The organism is Nocardioides sp. Soil774 (assembly GCF_001428125.1).
Classification (GTDB): Bacteria; Actinomycetota; Actinomycetes; order Propionibacteriales; family Nocardioidaceae; genus Nocardioides.
On record NZ_LMSM01000006.1, the window covers coordinates 128,355 to 145,478 of the forward strand.

General features: G+C 72.2%; 14 protein-coding genes. 8 read left to right on the forward strand and 6 right to left on the reverse strand.

Annotation, left to right across the window (positions count from 1 at the left end; genetic code table 11):
- Positions 1 to 15: 15 nt before the first annotated feature.
- Positions 16 to 2,715, forward strand: a complete 2,700-nt coding sequence (gene ppdK / locus ASG76_RS06175) for a pyruvate, phosphate dikinase (RefSeq protein ID WP_157558984.1) — start codon at positions 16 to 18, stop codon at positions 2,713 to 2,715.
- 4 nt (positions 2,716 to 2,719) lie between these two features.
- On the opposite strand, the gene ASG76_RS06180 is transcribed toward ppdK, so the two are convergent.
- On the reverse strand, positions 2,720 to 3,658 hold the full coding sequence (locus ASG76_RS06180) for a co-chaperone YbbN (protein ID WP_056601341.1): 939 nt from the start codon (positions 3,656 to 3,658) through the stop codon (positions 2,720 to 2,722).
- Positions 3,659 to 3,716: 58 nt separating this feature from the next.
- Here ASG76_RS06180 and ASG76_RS06185 point away from each other — a divergent pair, with 58 nt between their 5' ends.
- Both ASG76_RS06185 and ASG76_RS06190 read left to right on the forward strand, forming a co-directional pair.
- Positions 3,717 to 4,313, forward strand: a complete 597-nt coding sequence (locus tag ASG76_RS06185; RefSeq protein WP_082587315.1) for a GtrA family protein — start codon at positions 3,717 to 3,719, stop codon at positions 4,311 to 4,313.
- A 68-nt stretch (positions 4,314 to 4,381) separates the two neighbouring features.
- Positions 4,382 to 5,116, forward strand: a complete 735-nt coding sequence (locus tag ASG76_RS06190; protein WP_056601344.1) for an SDR family oxidoreductase — start codon at positions 4,382 to 4,384, stop codon at positions 5,114 to 5,116.
- A gap of 17 nt (positions 5,117 to 5,133) precedes the next feature.
- On the opposite strand, the gene ASG76_RS06195 is transcribed toward ASG76_RS06190, so the two are convergent.
- Both ASG76_RS06195 and ASG76_RS06200 read right to left on the reverse strand, forming a co-directional pair.
- A complete protein-coding gene (locus tag ASG76_RS06195; RefSeq protein ID WP_082587316.1) occupies positions 5,134 to 7,707 on the reverse strand; it encodes an MMPL family transporter in 2,574 nt (857 codons plus the stop codon).
- A gap of 3 nt (positions 7,708 to 7,710) precedes the next feature.
- Entirely contained in the window at positions 7,711 to 8,370 is a 660-nt protein-coding gene (locus tag ASG76_RS06200; protein WP_056601347.1) for a TetR/AcrR family transcriptional regulator, read from the reverse strand.
- Positions 8,371 to 8,574: 204 nt separating this feature from the next.
- Here ASG76_RS06200 and ASG76_RS06205 point away from each other — a divergent pair, with 204 nt between their 5' ends.
- Positions 8,575 to 9,066, forward strand: coding sequence for a hypothetical protein (locus tag ASG76_RS06205; RefSeq protein WP_157558985.1), 492 nt, complete (start codon positions 8,575 to 8,577; stop codon positions 9,064 to 9,066).
- On the opposite strand, the gene meaB is transcribed toward ASG76_RS06205, so the two are convergent.
- Complete coding sequence (gene meaB, locus ASG76_RS06210; RefSeq protein ID WP_414858316.1) at positions 9,046 to 10,020, reverse strand: methylmalonyl Co-A mutase-associated GTPase MeaB; 975 nt, start codon at positions 10,018 to 10,020, stop codon at positions 9,046 to 9,048. The genes ASG76_RS06205 and meaB overlap by 21 nt on opposite strands.
- A gap of 8 nt (positions 10,021 to 10,028) precedes the next feature.
- Positions 10,029 to 11,213 (reverse strand): acetyl-CoA C-acetyltransferase, encoded by a 1,185-nt coding sequence (locus ASG76_RS06215; protein ID WP_056601353.1) that lies wholly within the window; start codon positions 11,211 to 11,213, stop codon positions 10,029 to 10,031.
- Positions 11,214 to 11,373: 160 nt separating this feature from the next.
- Here ASG76_RS06215 and mce point away from each other — a divergent pair, with 160 nt between their 5' ends.
- The 4 genes from mce to ASG76_RS06235 all read left to right on the forward strand — a co-directional run bounded on the left by mce (position 11,374) and on the right by ASG76_RS06235 (position 16,117).
- A complete protein-coding gene (mce, locus tag ASG76_RS06220) occupies positions 11,374 to 11,841 on the forward strand; it encodes a methylmalonyl-CoA epimerase (protein ID WP_157558986.1) in 468 nt (155 codons plus the stop codon).
- Positions 11,842 to 11,943: 102 nt separating this feature from the next.
- Positions 11,944 to 13,284: a crotonyl-CoA carboxylase/reductase gene (gene ccrA / locus ASG76_RS06225; protein ID WP_056601358.1), complete on the forward strand. Its 1,341-nt coding sequence runs from the start codon at positions 11,944 to 11,946 to the stop codon at positions 13,282 to 13,284.
- A gap of 173 nt (positions 13,285 to 13,457) precedes the next feature.
- Complete coding sequence (locus ASG76_RS06230) at positions 13,458 to 14,807, forward strand: hypothetical protein (RefSeq protein ID WP_056601361.1); 1,350 nt, start codon at positions 13,458 to 13,460, stop codon at positions 14,805 to 14,807.
- A 101-nt stretch (positions 14,808 to 14,908) separates the two neighbouring features.
- Positions 14,909 to 16,117 (forward strand): AI-2E family transporter, encoded by a 1,209-nt coding sequence (locus ASG76_RS06235; protein WP_056601364.1) that lies wholly within the window; start codon positions 14,909 to 14,911, stop codon positions 16,115 to 16,117.
- Here ASG76_RS06235 and ASG76_RS06240 read toward each other — a convergent pair.
- Positions 16,095 to 17,105 carry an EamA family transporter gene (locus ASG76_RS06240; protein WP_235529433.1) on the reverse strand — a complete coding sequence of 337 codons (1,011 nt, stop codon included), beginning with the start codon at positions 17,103 to 17,105 and terminating at the stop codon, positions 16,095 to 16,097. The genes ASG76_RS06235 and ASG76_RS06240 overlap by 23 nt on opposite strands.
- Positions 17,106 to 17,124: the final 19 nt, after the last annotated feature.

The window sequence follows — 17,124 nt, forward strand, 5'->3', positions numbered from 1 at the left end:
GGCAGGATGCCTCCCATGGCTTGGGTCTACGAATTCTCACAGGGCAGCAAGGACCAGAAGGACCTCCTCGGGGGCAAGGGGGCGAACCTCGCCGAGATGACCAACCTGGGCCTGCCGGTCCCACCCGGGTTCACCATCTCGACCGAGACCTGCCGCGCCTACCTCGCGCAGTCCGACGACGACGCGAGCGGTGCGGGCGGTGAGCCCGAGGGCCTGGCCGAGGAGGTGACCGAGCACCTCGCCCGCCTGGAGGAGGCGATGGGCAAGAAGCTCGGCGACGCCGACAACCCGCTCCTGGTCTCGGTGCGGTCCGGGGCGAAGTTCTCGATGCCGGGCATGATGGAGACCGTCCTCAACGTCGGCCTCAACGACACCTCCGTGGGCGGCCTCGCGGCTCGCAGCGAGTCCGAGCGCTTCGCCCTCGACTCCTACCGCCGCCTGCTGCAGATGTTCGGCGGCACGGTGCTCCACGTCGACTCCGAGCTGTTCGCCGAGGCGCTCGACGCCGCCAAGGACGCCAAGGGCACCCAGTCCGACCTCGACCTCGACGCCGACGACCTGCGCGGGCTCGTCGACAGCTTCAAGGCGATCATCAAGGAGCAGACCGGGCACGACTTCCCGCAGGACCCCCGTGAGCAGCTCGACCTCGCCATCCGGGCGGTCTTCGACTCCTGGAACACCGACCGGGCCCGGCTCTACCGCCGCCAGGAGCGGATCCCGGAGGACCTGGGCACCGCCGTCAACGTCCAGGCCATGGTCTTCGGCAACTTCGGCATGGACTCCGGCTCCGGCGTCGCCTTCACCCGCGACCCGGCCAGCGGCGAGCAGGGCGTCTACGGCGACTACCTGCAGAACGCGCAGGGCGAGGACGTCGTCGCCGGCATCCGCAACACCGTGTCGCTCGCCGACATGGCCGACATCGACCAGTCGTCCTACGACGACCTGATGCAGATCATGACGCGCCTCGAGCGGCACTACCGCGACATGTGCGACATCGAGTTCACCGTGGAGCGCGGCAAGCTCTGGATGCTCCAGACCCGCGTCGGCAAGCGCACCCCCGAGGCGGCGTTCCGCATCGCGGTCCACATGGTCGACGAGGGCCTGATCCAGATGGACGAGGCGGTGCTGCGCGTGACCGGCGACCAGCTCGCCCAGCTGATGTTCCCGCGCTTCGACGAGACGTCCGAGCGCACGCTGCTGGCCACCGGCATGAACGCCTCCCCCGGCGCCGCGGTCGGGAAGGCCGTCTTCGACTCCGACACCGCCGTCGAGTGGACCGAGCGCGGCGAGGACGTGATCCTCGTGCGCAAGGAGACCAACCCCGACGACCTGCGCGGCATGGTCGCCGCACGCGGCATCCTCACCAGTCGCGGCGGCAAGACCTCGCACGCCGCGGTCGTCGCCCGCGGCATGGGCGTCACGTGCGTGTGCGGCGCGGAGTCCCTCGACGTCGACACCCGCGGCAAGCAGTTCACCGTGCGCGGCGGGGAGACGGTGCGCGAGGGAGACGTCATCTCGATCGACGGCACGACCGGCGAGGTCTTCGCAGGCGCGGTGCCGGTCTCCGACTCCGTGGTCGTACGCCACTTCGAGGGCGAGAAGCTCGACGACGACCTGGCCCTGGCCGTGTCGCGGATCATGGCCCACGCCGACGGTGCGCGTCGCCTGCGCGTGCGCACCAACGCCGACACCCCTGAGGACGCCGCCCGCGCACGGCGCTTCGGCGCCCAGGGCATCGGGCTGTGCCGCACCGAGCACATGTTCCTCGGCGAGCGCCGCGAGCTGGTGGAGAAGCTCATCGTGGCCGAGGGCGAGGCCGGCCAGGACGAGGCGCTGGCGGCGCTCCTGCCGCTCCAGCGCCAGGACTTCACCGAGATCCTGGAGGCGATGGACGGCCTGCCGGTGACGATCCGGCTGCTCGACCCGCCGCTGCACGAGTTCCTCCCCGACCTCACCGACCTCAGCGTGCAGGTCGCGCTGGCCGAGGAGCGCGGCGAGAGCGACGAGCGCGCCACGACCCTGCTCACCCACGTGCGGCGCCTGCACGAGCAGAACCCGATGCTCGGCCTGCGCGGCGTACGCCTCGGCATCCAGATCCCGGGCCTGTTCCGCATGCAGGCACGCGCCATCGCGGAGGCCGCGGCCGACCGGATGGAGGTGCACGGCACCCCGCGCGCGGAGATCATGGTGCCGCTGGTGGCCAGCGTGCGCGAGCTGCAGATCGTGCGAGCCCAGCTCGAGCACGAGATCGCCGAGGTCCAGGAGTCGCGCGGCGTCAAGCTCGACATCTCGATCGGCACCATGATCGAGCTCCCGCGCGCGGCCTTCCTCGCCGACCGCATCGCCAAGGCCGCCGACTTCTTCTCCTTCGGCACCAACGACCTCACGCAGATGGCGTGGGGCTTCTCGCGCGACGACGTCGAGGCGTCCTTCTTCTCGCGCTACTTCGAGCACGGCATCTTCGACGTCTCGCCGTTCGAGTCGCTCGACCAGCTCGGCGTCGGCGGCATGGTGGAGATGGGCACGAAGAAGGGTCGCAAGACCCGCTCCGACCTCAAGGTCGGCGTGTGCGGCGAGCACGGCGGCGACCCGCTGTCGGTGCACTTCTTCCACCGCGTGGGGCTGGACTACGTGTCCTGCTCGCCGTTCCGCGTGCCGGTCGCCCGGCTCGAGGCCGGGCGCGCGGTGCTGGAGAAGCGCGCCTCGACCAGCTGATCGCTCAGAACAGCGCAGAGGCCAGGTTGCGACGGCCCGCCAGCACGCGCGGGTCGTCGTTGCCGACCGCCGCGAACAGCCCCAGCAGGTGGTCGCGCGCCCGCGAGCGCTCCGGGTCGGCCGTGCGGGCGACGAGGTTGACCAGGCGGGTGAACGCGTCCTCGACGTGCCCACCGAGCATGTCGAGGTCGGCGACCATCGTCTGGGCGTCCACGTCGTCGGGGGCGTCGGCCGCCGCGGCGCGCGCCTGCGCGAGGTCGACACCCTGCGTGCGCTGCATGACCTGGGCGATCGCCAGGCCGCCTGCGGCCTCGACGTCGGCAGGGTTGGCGTCGACCAGCTTCTGGTACTCCGCGACCGCGGTGTCGATGTCGCCGGCGGCGAGCGCGTCCTGCGCGGGCGCGTAGCGCGGGTCGACGACCTCCTCCTCGCCCTCGGTCGCGGGCGCTGCGCCGGAGCGGGGCTGGTGGCGCCCGGTGATGCCCTGGGCGGTGAGCTGCTGGCCGACCTGGGTCAGCGCCGTGCGCAGCTCCTCGATCGGCAGGGGGTCCTGCAGCAGCGGCATGGGGCGGCCGTCGACGACGGCGACCACCAGCGGGATCGAGGGGATCTGCATGGCCTGGGCGATCTGCGGGGCGGCGTCGATGTCGACCCGCCCGAGCAGGAAGCGGCCCTCGTGCTCCCCCACCACGGTGGCGAGGTCGTCGGCGAGCTGACCGCTCTCGGGCATCCGGGTGCGCGAGTAGAACACCAAGAGCACCGGAGCCGTCATCGACTGCTCGAGCAGTCCCTGGAAGCTCTGCTCGTCGACCTGCACGCTGTACGACGACGCCGCGCCGCCGGGCACGTCGGTCGGACGGGCGGGGGCGCCGGGCTGCGGGGCGGGCTTGCCCAGTCCGGAGAGGTCGATGGCACCGGGGCGGCTGAACGGCTGCTGCGTCATGACGACAATCCTAGGGATGCACGCCATCTCTGCGTGCACGGGTCGGTAGCCTCGCAGCATGGGATCGCGGCAAGCCGCCGTGCTGGCGCGGCACCGGCACAACGTCGCCCTGCTGGGCCGCTTCGCGCTCGTGGGAGCGAGCGGGGTGGTCGTCAACCTGCTCACGCTGGTCGTCCTGCGCCGCGTCGGCCCGCACTTCGAGGACGCCGTGGTGCCCCTCGGCTCGTCGGGGTTCAACCTGCGCTGGTACCACGTCTACTCCACCGTGGCCTTCCTGGTGGCCAACCTGACCAACTTCCAGCTGAACCGGAGCTGGACCTTCCGCAGCAGCAGGGCCCGCGGCTGGTGGCGGGAGTACTGGCCCTTCGTCGTGGTGGGCCTGGGCGCGCAGGTCGTGGGCCTGGCGCTGCTCACCCTGTTCCTGCACCCGCACTCGCCCGTGGGCCTGCCGCGCGACCTGCTCGACGACTCGTCCGGCCTGCGCAGCCGGCTCTACTGGGCCCAGCTGATCGTGATCGTGCTGGTGACCCCGCTGTCCTTCGTGCTCAACAAGCTGTGGACCTTCGCCGCCGTGCGGACCGGCCGCCCGGACCTCGCCGACCCCCTCCGCGAGGAGGAAGTGATCGGTGGGACCGATGGGGTCCCGGGCGCCTGACCTCGCCTGTCGGGCCCACCCTTTCGCATGGTACAAACTCCCGACGTCCAAGGGAGGACCACCGCGCCATGACGACATCGGGGTCGTACGACTTCACCGGCTACCAGGTCCTCGTCGTCGGCGGCACCCGCGGCGAGGGCCACACGATCGCCTCCTCGTTCGCCGCCTGCGGCGCCTCGGTGACGGTGACCGGCACGATGATGCTGCGCTCGCTCTACGACTCCGACCTCTCCGCCTTCGACTACGAGTCGGTCAACCTCGCTCGCCAGGACTCGATCGACCACCTCGCCGCGACGGTCGAGCACATCGACGTCCTCGTGCTGGCCGCCGGCTGCAACCTGCCCTACGGCCTGCCGCCGGATGAGCACGCGTTCATCGCCGAGGCGGCCAGGTCGGGTCTGCTCGGGCCCACGTTCCTCACCCGCCGCCTGCGGCTCAAGCTGGGCCAGAGCCCCGCCCTCTCCGGGGGCTGCGTGGTCAACACCGGCGCCGTACGCGCGTGGCTGGAGCTCTCGCGCACCCCCGAGGCCGCACAGGCAGAGCTGGTCGAGCTCACCGCGCGGGCCGCGGACAACTGGGCCGGGCTGGGCGTCCGGGTCAACTCGGTGGTGCCGCCCACCCCTCCGTCCCTCCCCCGCCAGTTCGCGCCGCGGGCAGCGAGCACCGGCGGGAGCCGCGTGGCCGGCGGCACCCTCGTGCGCTCCCAGCCGTCGGGTGTCGCCGAAGCGGTGGCCGACTCGGTGCTGTTCCTGGCCAGCAGCGCGGCGTCGCGCATCACCGGGCACACCCTCCGGCTCAGCTGAGCCCACCCCAGTCCAGCTCAACCCACGGTCACGAGCTCGCGCTCGCGCTCGGTCTCCTCGACACCTTCCCCGGACTGCTCCCGCGCAGCCAGCCGCTCGGCCAGCGCCGCGCCCTCGACGTCGAGGTTGGGCAGCAGCCGGTCGAGCCAGCGCGGCAGCCACCACGCCCGGTCGCCGAGCAGGGAGAGCACCGCGGGGGTGAACGTCATCCGCACCAGGAAGGCGTCGAGGAGCACCCCGACCGCGAGGCCGAAGCCGATCGAGCGGGCCATCGTCATCTCGGCGTAGATGAAGCCGGAGAACACCGAGACCATGATCAGCGCGGCCGCAGCGACCACGCGAGCGCCCGAGCTGAAGCCCTCGCGCACCGCGGTGCGGGCGTCGCGGCCGTGCACGTAGGCCTCGTGCATGCCCGAGACGAGGAACATCTGGTAGTCCATCGCCAGGCCGAACAGGATGCCGATCAGCAGGGTGGGCATGAAGCTGAAGACCGCCGACGGGTCGTGCACGTCGAACAGCGAGCCGAGCCAGCCCCACTGGTAGACCGCAACGATCGCTCCGAAGCTCGCGCCGACCGACAGCAGGAAGCCGGCCGTGGCCACCAGCGGCACCAGGATCGAGCGGAACACCACCGCCAGGAGCACGAGCGAGAGGCCGATCACCATGGCGAGGTAGAGGGGCAGTGCCCCGGCCAGTCGCTCGGAGACCTCGATGTTGGCCACCGTGGCACCGGTGAGCCCGAGCTCGACGTCGTCGCCGAGGAGGTCGCGACCGGTCGGGTTCGCGTCACCGATGAGGCCGTGGAGGTGCAGCCAGCTGGTCTCGCGCAGGCTGTCGCCCGCGGCCAGGCGGCGGAGGCCCTCGACCAGCTCGAGCGTCGACTCCGCCGACGGTCCCTCGGCCGGCACGACCTGGAAGGCGATCGTGCGACGGTCCTCGCTCGTGCCGATCGGGAGCACCGAGACCCGGTCGTCGACCGCGAGCACGGCCCGCGCGATGCGCGCCTGCTCCGCCACGAGGTCGTCCTGCGCCACCGGGGACCCGTAGTCGGCCGAGAGCAGCAGTGGGCCGTTGGCACCGGGGCCGAAGCTCGTCGCCACCCGCTCGTAGGCCCGGTAGGCGGTGGAGTCCTGGGGCTCCGACGAACCGTCGGGCAGCCCGAGCCGCATCGACAGCGCGGGGACGGCCAGCACCACCATGACGAGGGTGACCAGTGCTGCGGCGGCGCGCGGGCGCCGAGTGACCAGGCCGACCCAGCGCTGCGGCCAGGGCGCCCGCGGTGCGGTCGCCGACGACGTACGCCGACGACGCGGCGCGGCGCGGCGACCGACCAGCGAGAGCAGGGCGGGGGTCAGCGTCAGCGACACCATCACCGTCACCGCGACGGTGGACGCGGCGAGCAGGCCCATCTGCAGCAGGGTCGGGATGCCGGAGACCGCGAGCGCGGCGAGCGCGATCACGACCGTGGTGCCTGCCACCACGACCGCCGATCCGGCGGTCCCGGTGGCCAGCGCGATGCTGGCCCGGACCTGGTCGCGGTCCAGGTCGACGCCGCCGTCGACGAGGTCGCCCAGCTGGCGCCGGTGACGGTTGACGATGAACAGGGCGTAGTCGATGCCCACCGCCAGCCCCAGCATCATCCCGAGGACGGGAGCCATCTGCTGCAGCGAGATCCAGTGCGTCGTGGCCAGCCCCGTCGCGAGGCTGACGCCGACCCCGACCAGGGCGATCGCGAGGGGCAGCCCGGCCAGCACGAGCGAGCCGAGCATGACCAGCAGCACCACGCCTGCGACGGCGACGCCGACGACCTCGCCGATGCCGCCGACCTCACGGCTCATCGTCAGCTCCTGGCCGTAGTCGGCCTCGACGCCCGCATCCGACAACGACGCACCGGTCTCGGGGACCCGTTCGAGGACTGCGGGGTCGAGCTGCTGGGTGTCGGTGTCGAAGCGCACCTGCACCAGCGCGGTGGTGCGGTCGTCACTGACGAACGACACCCCCGAACCGGCAGCGCGCAGCGCGCCGGCGGTGCGCACCTCGTCCCAGCCGTCGTCCAGGCGCTGCTCGGCACGGGCCAGGCGCGCGCGACCCTCGGCGACCTGCTGCTCGACCTCGGGCGTCGCGGCGTCCGGGTTCTCGGCGAGGAAGGCCTCGAGGCCGGCGAGGCGGGCACGTCCGGCGTCGTGGTCGTCCTGCCCGTCGCGCAGGCGCCGCTCGGCGCGGGCCAGCCTGCGGTCCGAGCCGTCGAGGCGGGACTGCAGGGCGAACGGGTCGACCACCGCGGTCACGTGGGGAAGCTGCTCCCACTCCTCGATCGTGTCGCGCAGGGCCGAGCACTGCTCTGCGGTGAATCCGTCGGCGCTGTGCACGACGACCGTGCCGGTGCCGCCGGCGACCTCGGGGATCACCTCGCCGAGGTGGTCGAGCACCCGGCCGAACTCGCTGTCGGGGATCTCGAACTCGTTGCTGAGCGGGCGCGACAGCGTCGTGGCGCCACCGACGGCGGCGGCGACGACGACGAGCCAGGCGAGCAGCACGGCGATCGGGCGGCGGGCGGCGAGGGCACCGAGGCGGTGCAGGAGGGTGGCCATGTCTCAGGACTCCAAGGAGGTGTCGGCGGTGCCAGGGGTGGCAGGACTGGGCGCGGGGTGCGCGGCGGACTCGTCGAAGCCCGCGAAGAGGTGGTCGAGGCCGCGACGGATCCAGGCCCGGTGGAGCTCGGCGGCACGGGCGTCGTCGTCGGTGGCGCTCACCACGAGCCGCGTGACCGCGCAGAGCACGCCGTACGCCGCGGCGGCGAGGCTGGTGACGTAGAGCTCGTCGGCGTCCTCGCCGAGGCGTCGTCGCAGCCCCTCCTCGAGCGCCATCCGTTGCCGGTCGTCGAGCTCGAGGAGGAATCGGCGAGTCGCGGCCGAGCGTCCGGCCGCGCGCTCGAGGGCACGCGCCTGGGTGAAGACCGGGGAGTCGATGAGCTCCTCGAGCACCACGAGCGCGGACGTGCGCAGCGGCTCGTCGGCAGGGCGCGCGACGATCGCGTCGATCATGTCGGACGTGGCGGACTCCATCGTCGCGGTGAGGACGTCCTCGACGCGCGCGAAGTAGTTGAACAGCGTGCGACGCGACACCCCGGCGACCTCGGCGATCCGGTCGGCGGTCAACGCGTCGAGGCCGTGCTCGCCGACGATCGACACGGCGGCGGCACAGAGTGCCTCACGGGTCTGGTTCTTGCGGTGCGCGCGGGTTCCGGACGACATGTCTTGCACCGTAGTGCAAGTTTGCACCACGGTGCAAGTTCGCGCGCTCCACCGACCGGCCACCACTTCTTGGTCGGAAATGCCACGCGATCGCGACAGCGCCGGTTACGGTCCATCCACTCTGTTGCAACAAGAGATCCACAAGGTCTGGCTGCCGTCTCGGGCTCCGACGCCGTCCTCTCGTTCCGACCAAGGACGTGCCCCGTGACTGCTGAACTCATCTCCTCGCCCTCCTCGACCCGTCGTGCCCGGTGGTCGGGGCGTGCCTCTCAGCACCGACGTCGCCAGGTGGGTGCGGACGCCGCCTCCGAGGCGCAGGTGGAGGCGCTCTGGTCCTCCCTCGTCGAGGTGCTGCGGGCGATGGACGACCCCTCCTGCGCTGTGCTGTGCACCGCGACCGGCACGCCCGTGGCGGCCTACGGGCTCCCGAAGCCTGAGGTGCCGCGGGTCTCACGCGCGGCCGGCACCGCCTTCGCGACGCACAGCCGCCACGACGCCGGCCCCTCGGCCGAGGTCGAGACGGTCGAGCTCACCACCGGGCGCGCGCACACGGTGATCGCCTCCGTGCCCGGCGCCGGCGCCGACCACCTGCTCGCGGTGACCGCCGAGGGCGTCAGCCCGCCGCTGCTGGAGGCCTGGACCCGCCGCGCTGCGGAGGACCTCGGCGAGGCCCTCTCAGGCCCCGTCGGCGACTAGCGCGTCCGCGGCGGCGTACGGGTCCAGCTCGCCCGCCACCACGCGGGCGGCGAGGGCCTCGAGGTCCGCGCCCCCACCTGCGCTCCCCCACCGCTCGCGCAGCGCCGCGAGCGCGATGGCCTCGACCTCGCGTCGCGCCCGCTCCGTACGACGTCGCGCCAGCTCGCCCGACTCCTCGAGCCAGACGAGGTGGCGATCGACCTCCGCCAGCAGCTCGTCGATGCCCGTCCCGGTGCTGGCGACGGTCTGGAGGACGGGCGGTCGCCAGTCGCCCTCGCGACGATCGGCCATCGCGAGCATCGAGCGCAGCTCGCGCCGGGTGCGGTCGGCACCCTCGCGGTCAGCCTTGTTGACGGCATAGATGTCACCGACCTCGAGGATGCCCGCCTTGGCCGCCTGGATCCCGTCACCCATGCCGGGCGCCAGCAGCACCAGCGTGGTGTCGGCGAGCCCGGCGACCTCCACCTCGCTCTGCCCGACACCGACCGTCTCGACGACGACGACGTCGCACCCGGCTGCGTCGAGGACCCGCACCGCCTGCGGGGTGGACCACGCCAGGCCGCCGAGGTGGCCGCGCGCACCCATCGAGCGGATGTAGACGTCGCGGTCGAGGGCGTGGTCGCCCATCCGCACCCGGTCGCCGAGCAGCGCGCCGCCGGAGAACGGGGACGAGGGGTCGACGGCGAGCACCCCGACCCGCTTGCCGGCGCGCCGCATCCCGGCGACGAGGGCGTTGGTCGAGGTGGACTTGCCGACGCCCGGCGCCCCGGTGACGCCCACGACGTGGGCCCGGGTCGGGTGTGCGCTGAGTGCCGCCATGACCTCCCGCAGCACCGGGGAGGCGTCCTCGACCAGGGTGATCAGGCGCGCGACCGAGGCGGGGTCGCCCTCCCGTGCCCGCGAGACGAGCTCGGGGACCGCGGGGGCGCCCCTCCTCGAGCGGGGCAGCGTCACGCGAGCGGTCAGCTCGCCGGCACGCGGATGATCAGGGCGTCGCCCTGCCCGCCGCCGCCGCACAGGGCCGCGGCACCGGTGCCGCCGCCGCGGCGCTGGAGCTCCAGCGCGAGGTGCAGCACGATGCGGGCGCCGGACATGCCGACCGGGTGGCCCAGGGCGATCGCCCCGCCGTTGACGTTGACCTTGTCCTGGTCGACGCCGAGCTGGCGGGCCGACTCGATGCCCACCGCGGCGAAGGCCTCGTTGAGCTCGAAGAGGTCGATGTCGGAGACGGCGATGCCCTCCTTCTCGGCCGCCTTCGTGATGGCGTTGGCCGGCTGCAGCTGCAGCGAGGAGTCGGGGCCGGCGACCTGGCCGGACGCGCCGATCTCGGCGAGCCAGGTCAGGCCGAGCTCCTCCGCCTTGGCCTTGCTCATCACGACGACGGCGCACGCGCCGTCGGAGATCTGCGAGGCGGAGCCCGCGGTGATGCTGCCGTCCTTGGCGACCGGGCGCAGGCCCGAGAGCGACTCCACGGTGGTGTCCCCGCGGATGCCCTCGTCCTCGGCGACGGTGATGTCGCCCTTGCGGCTCGCGATCGTGACGGGGACGACCTCGTCGTCGAAGACGCCGTTCTTCCAGGCGAGCGCCGCACGCTGGTGCGACTGCGCTGCGAAGGCGTCCTGCTCCTCGCGGGTGAGGTTGGCGCCCGCGGCGTTGCAGCCGTCGGTGAGGTTGATCATCGCCTGGTGCGTGAACTGGTCGTAGAGGGCGTCGTAGGCCATCGAGTCGACCAGCGCGGTGTCGCCGTACTTGAAGCCCTCGCGGCTCTTCGGCAGCAGGTGCGGGGCCTGGGTCATCGACTCCATGCCGCCGGCGACGACGATCTCGTGCTCACCGGCGCGGATGAGCTGGTCGGCCATCGCGATGGCGTTGAGGCCCGAGAGGCACACCTTGTTGATGGTGATCGACGGGACGGACATCGGGATCCCGCCCTTGACCGCGGCCTGGCGGGCGGTGATCTGGCCGGCGCCGGCCTGGATGACCTGGCCCATGATCACGTAGTCGACCTGCTCGCCGGTGACCCCGGCCTTCTCCAGCGCGCCGGCGATGGCCACGCCGCCGAGGTCGGCCGCGGACTGGTCCTTGAGGCCGCCGAGCAGGCGGCCGATCGGGGTGCGAGCCCCGGCAACGATCACGGAACCGGTCATGAGTCTTCCTCCAGGCGTTGCGAGTCGGCGCGGCAGCTGCCGCTGCTTCGGACGATACCCACCGCGCCCGTGGCTCCGGGAGGGGGTGAGCGGGCATTCACCATGAGGCACACGTCACACCCCCTCGCGCACCACCGCCGCGAAGTGCACGATGTGCTCCATGAGCGCTGACCAGCCCGGAACCGGCCTGCCCGACGACGTCCAGCACCTCTTCACCGCCATCGACCACGTGGGCATCGCGGTGCCCGACCTCGACGCGGCGATGGCCTTCTACCGCGACGCCTACGGGATGCAGGTGCTCCACGAGGAGGTCAACGAGGAGCAGGGTGTGCGCGAGGCGATGGTCGGCGTCGGCGACTCCGGCTCCTGCATCCAGCTGCTCGCGCCGCTGACACCGGAGTCCACCATCGCCAAGTTCCTCGACCGCAACGGCCAGGGGATCCAGCAGCTCGCCTTCCGTGTCGACGACGTGGAGCACGTGGCCGACGTGCTGCGCGCCCGCGGCCTGCGGCTGCTCTATGACGCCCCGCGCCGCGGCACCTCGGACAGCCGCGTCAACTTCATCCATCCCAAGGACGCCGGTGGCGTGCTGGTCGAGCTCGTGGAGCCGGCCGCCCACGCCCACTGAGCGACGTATCTCACAGGACTGCCCACGCGAGGTTACTCGCCGGTATCTTCACCCTCGATCGTCACACCGATGCCTCACACACCGTGAATTCAGGAGACACCCGTGCACCACATCCTCGAAGCCATCCAGTCCGGCGAGGCCACGTCCGAGGACTTCGCCAGCCTCGAGCTCCCGGAGTCCTACCGCGCCGCCTTCGTGAAGAAGGACGAGGTCGACATGTTCGAGGGGGTGGCGTCGAAGGACAAGGACCCGCGCAAGTCCATCCACGTCGACGAGGTCCCTCTGCCCGAGCTCGGCCCCGGTGAGGCCTTCGTGGCCGTGATGGCCAGCGCCATCAACTACAACACCGTGTGGACCTCGATCTTCGAGCCGGTCTCCACCTTCGGCTTCCTCGAGCGCTACGGCCGCAACTCCGAGCTGACCAAGCGCCACGACCTGCCCTACCACGTGGTCGGCTCCGACCTCTCCGGCGTCGTGCTCGCCGTGGGCGCCGGCGTGACCAAGTGGAAGCCCGGCGACCGCGTCGTGGCCCACTGCCTCTCGGTCGAGCTCGAGGGCCCCGACGGCCACAACGACACGATGCTCGACACCGAGCAGCGCATCTGGGGCTTCGAGACCAACTTCGGCGGCCTGGCCGACGTCGCGATGGTCAAGGCCAACCAGCTCATGCCCAAGTCCGAGCACCTCACCTGGGAGGAGGCCGCCTCGCCGGGCCTGGTCAACTGCACGGCGTACCGCCAGCTGGTGAGCAAGAACGGCGGCGACATGAAGCAGGGCGACAACGTCCTGATCTGGGGCGCCTCCGGTGGCCTCGGCGGCTTCGCGACGCAGTACGCCCTCAACGGCGGCGCGACCCCCGTGTGCGTGGTCTCCAACGAGGAGAAGGCCGCCATCGCCCGGAGCATGGGCGCGGAGCTGATCATCAACCGCTCCGAGGAGGGCTACAAGTTCTGGAACGACGAGAACACCCGGCAGGACCCGAAGGAGTGGAAGCGCTTCGGCGCCCGCATCCGTGAGCTCACCGGCGGCGAGGACATCGACATCGTCTTCGAGCACCCCGGCCGCGAGACCTTCGGCGCCTCGGTGTTCGTCACCCGCAAGGGCGGCACCATCACGACGTGCGCCTCGACGTCGGGCTACATGCACGAGTACGACAACCGCTACCTGTGGATGAACCTCAAGCGCATCATCTCCAGCCACTTCGCCAACTACCGCGAGTCGTGGGAGGCCAACCGCCTCATCGCCAAGGGCAAGATCCACCCGACCCTGTCGAAGACCTACACCCTCGACGAGGTCGGCCAGGCCTCCCTCGACGTCCACAAGAACGCCCACCAGGGCAAGGTCGGCGTGCTGTGCCTCTCTCCCGAGGAGGGCCTCGGCGTCCTCGACCACGAGATGCGGGCCGAGCACGAGGACGCGATCAACCGCTTCCGCGGGGTCTGAGTCACCCCTTCGGGCACCTTCTGGCAGCAGGGCCGACATTGGTCACACCCCGGTTCGCGGATCCCCCGCGAGCCGGGGTGTGAACTTGTCCGGGCATCAGCGAGACTGGCACCCGCGACGAGGAGGACCGAGTCGCGCGCACGAGCCACAGCAACGAGAGAGGTGCCTCGACCATGAGCTCCGACAAGGGCCTGTCCATCTTCGACGAGCCGGAGTCCGCCGACGACGCGGCCGAGGAGACCCAGGTGCTCCCGGTCACGGCCAAGGACGCACCGGAGGTCGACACCAGCACCATGCCGGCCGCTCCGCCCGCAGCCGCTGCGGAGAAGGCCGACGACACGCCGGCGGAGACCACCCGTCGCTCCCCCGTGGTCCCGCCGCCGGCCGCCTCGACGCCAGCCGCTCCGGCGACACCCGCGACCCCGGCCACCCCCGCCACCCCGGCCACCCCCGCCACCCCGGCGGCACCCGCCGCGGCAGCCCCTGCCGCCCGGCCCGCGCCGGCCGCGCCCGTCCCGGCATCGACCAGCAGCGCGCCGCTGCCGCTCGTGCGCCGCGGCGGCTACGACAAGGCTGCCGTCGACCAGCGCGTGGGGCAGCTGCAGACGGAGAAGTCCGGGCTCGCCACCAGCCTGGCGAGCAGCGAGCAGCGCGTCATCGATCTCGAGTCCGAGCTCGAGCGCATGCGTGCCGAGCTGGCCGAGAACGCCAACCCGACCTACGCCGGGCTCGGCGGTCGGGCCTCGTCCATGCTCAAGATGGCCGAGGACGAGGCTGCCGACGTACGCCGTGCCGGGCACCGTGACGCGGAGGACATCCGCAAGCAGGCCGAGCGCGACGCCACGAGCATCCGCGCCGACGCCGCCCGCGAGGCCGACGACATGCGCCTGGTCCAGCTCAAGGAGCTCGACGAGATGCGCGCGCGGCTCACCGCCGACGCCGAGACCGAGCGCAGCCTGGCCAAGGCCGAGGCCGAGGACCTCCTCGCCGCCGCGCGCCGCGAGGCCGACCAGCTGCGCCTGGCCGCTCAGCAGGAGACCAACGAGATGCGGGTCACTGCGACGCGCGAGTCCGAGCAGGCACGTGCGGCTGCCGACCGCGAGGTGCAGGAGGCCCGCCGCACGCTCGCGGTCGAGAAGGAGCGGCTGGCCCGCGAGGCTGCCGAGCACCACAGCAACGCCACCGCCGAGACCCAGCGACTCGTCGCCGAGGCCGAGGCGCGCGCCACGGCTGCGGAGCAGCGGGCGCGCGAGGCGACCGCGCAGGCCAACGCCCACCGCCAGCAGGCGCAGGCCGAGGCCGAGGGCCTGCTCACCCGCGCCCGCCGCGAGGCCGAGCAGGTCGTCGCCTCCGCCCGCACCCAGGCCGACTCCATCGGTGCCACCCGGGTCGCCGAGGCCGAGCGCGAGCTCGCCAACATCCAGGCCGAGGTCGAGCGGGTGGCCAAGCGCCGCGACGCCATCACGGCCCAGCTCGGTGCCCTGCGCGACGTCGTCGCCGGCTTCGGCGAGGACGAGTCCTGAGCTGGCGCGCCCGGCTCCGGGAGGCCGTCGCCCCCCGCGATGCCGGAACCGAGACCGCCAACGGCTCCGAGGCGCCGGTCGACCTGACCGACGTCGGGGACGTGGTGGAGAAGGTCAGTGACGACGCCGACCGCGCCGAGGCGGCCGCCGAGTCCGCCGAGGACTCGGCACGCTCCGCGGCCGAGATCGCGGCGCAGATCGACGACGGGGTCGACCTGGTGGTCGACGAGGCGGCACCCGCGCCCTACGCCGGGGTGGCTCCCGCCACGACCCCGCCGCTGCTCCTGCGCCACTCCCCGTTCAAGATCGGCTTCTTCGGTGCCCTCGGCGCCCTCGTCGCGATCTTCCTGTCCCAGCAACTGCTCAGCATCTCCTCGATCCTGGTGCTGCTGGTGATGGCGATGTTCCTGGCCATCGGGCTCAACCCGGTGGTGGAGTTCTTCATGCGCCGCGGGGTCCGTCGCGGCCTGTCGGTCCTCCTCGTGCTGGTCGTGGTGCTCAGCGTCCTGGCGCTCTTCGTCGTGGCGATCGCGCCGGTGATCAGCGAGCAGATCGCCGCCATCACCAAGAACGCACCCGGATGGCTCGACGACCTCCAGGCCAACTCGCAGGTGCAGAAGCTCGACGAGCAGTACGACGTCATCGCCAAGGCGCGTGACTACATCCAGAACGGCGACTTCGGCCAGAAGGTCTTCGGCGGCGCGCTCGGCGTCGGCCTGCGGGTCCTCTCGGCGCTCACCAACAGCCTCATCGTGCTCGTGCTGATGATCTACTTCCTCGCCTCGCTGCCGAGCATCAAGCACGCGGCGTACTCCCTGGCACCCGCCTCGCGCCGCCCGCGCGTGAGCGACCTCGGTGACCGGATCATCCGCTCGACGGGTGCCTACGTCGCCGGCGCGTTCCTCGTCTCGGTCTGCGCGGGCATCAGCACGCTGGTGTTCTCGTTCATCGTCGGCCTCGGCCAGTACGCCTTCGCGCTGGGCTTCGTCGTGGGTCTGTTCTCCCTGATCCCGATCGTCGGCGCATTCGTGTCGGGGGCGCTGATGACCCTGCTGGCCCTGACGGTGTCACCGACCGTCGCGCTGGTGGCGCTGGTCTACTACATCTCCTACCAGCAGCTGGAGTCCTACCTGATCTACCCGCGGATCATGAAGAAGTCGGTCGACATCCCGGGCTCGGTCACCGTGGTGGCCGCGCTCGTCGGCGGCTCGTTGATGGGCATCGTCGGCGCGCTGCTGGCCGTCCCGGTCGCCGCGGCGCTGCTGCTGCTGCACCGCGAGGTCTTCCTCAGGCGCCAGGACGCCCACTGACGGATGCCGGCTCCCCCGCGGGGCCGGCGTCCGCGGGCAGCGGCTCCACCAGCAGCGGCGTACGCCCCTCGCCGAGCTTGACCACCACCACGCCGGCCAGCACGAGCAGGCCGCCGGCGAGCTGGACCGGCCGCGGCAGCTCGCCGAGCAGCGCCCAGGCGAAGACGACGGAGGCCAGCACCTCGCCGAGCGCGACGAACGACGCCAGCCGACTGCCGAGGCGACGCCCGGCCGCGATGCCGGTGACGTAGGCGAAGGCCGCGGTGACCAGGCCCAGGGTCAGCACGGGCACCCACCACGCCACCGCGCGGCCGTCGTAGACGGCGTCGGCGGACGAGGCGTCGAAGGGCAGCAGCCCGCTGACGCCGGCCACCAGCAGCACGGCACCCGCGACCAGGAGGCCACCGGCGGCCAGGGTGATGCCCGGGAGGCCGTTGTCCTCGTCGGCGGAGATGACGAAGTAGGTCGCGGCGCCGACCATCGCGCCGAGGGCCCACAGCACGCCGACCGTGCTGAGCTCGGCGCCCGAGACGACGTCGAGCACGAGCACGAGCCCGGCGGCCGCGATCGCCGCGCCCAGCACCGTCAGCGCCGACGGTCGGTGACCGTGGCGCAGCCACAGCCAGACGACGACGGCGACCGGCGCGGTGTACTCCAGCAGCAGCGCGACACTCACCTGCAGGTGGGAGACGGCGTAGAAGTAGCACAGCTGTGCGCCGGCCACGGCCGCGACGCCGTAGACCGCGATCAGCGCTGCGTTGTCGCGCACCAGGTGCCACCGCCCGCGCACCGCGAGCGCCCCGGGGACGACCAGCACCGCCGATGCGACGGCGATCCGCAGGGCCACCGTGGCCCCGGCGCTCCAGCCGGTGTCGAGCAGCCCGCGCGCCAGCACGCCCGACATCCCGAAGGACGCCGCGGACGCCACCGCCAGCGCGAGTCCCGTAGTGGTGCGCGAGCGCGCGGTGTCATGGGTCAAAGCCGTCACGGACATGACGCTAGGCGGG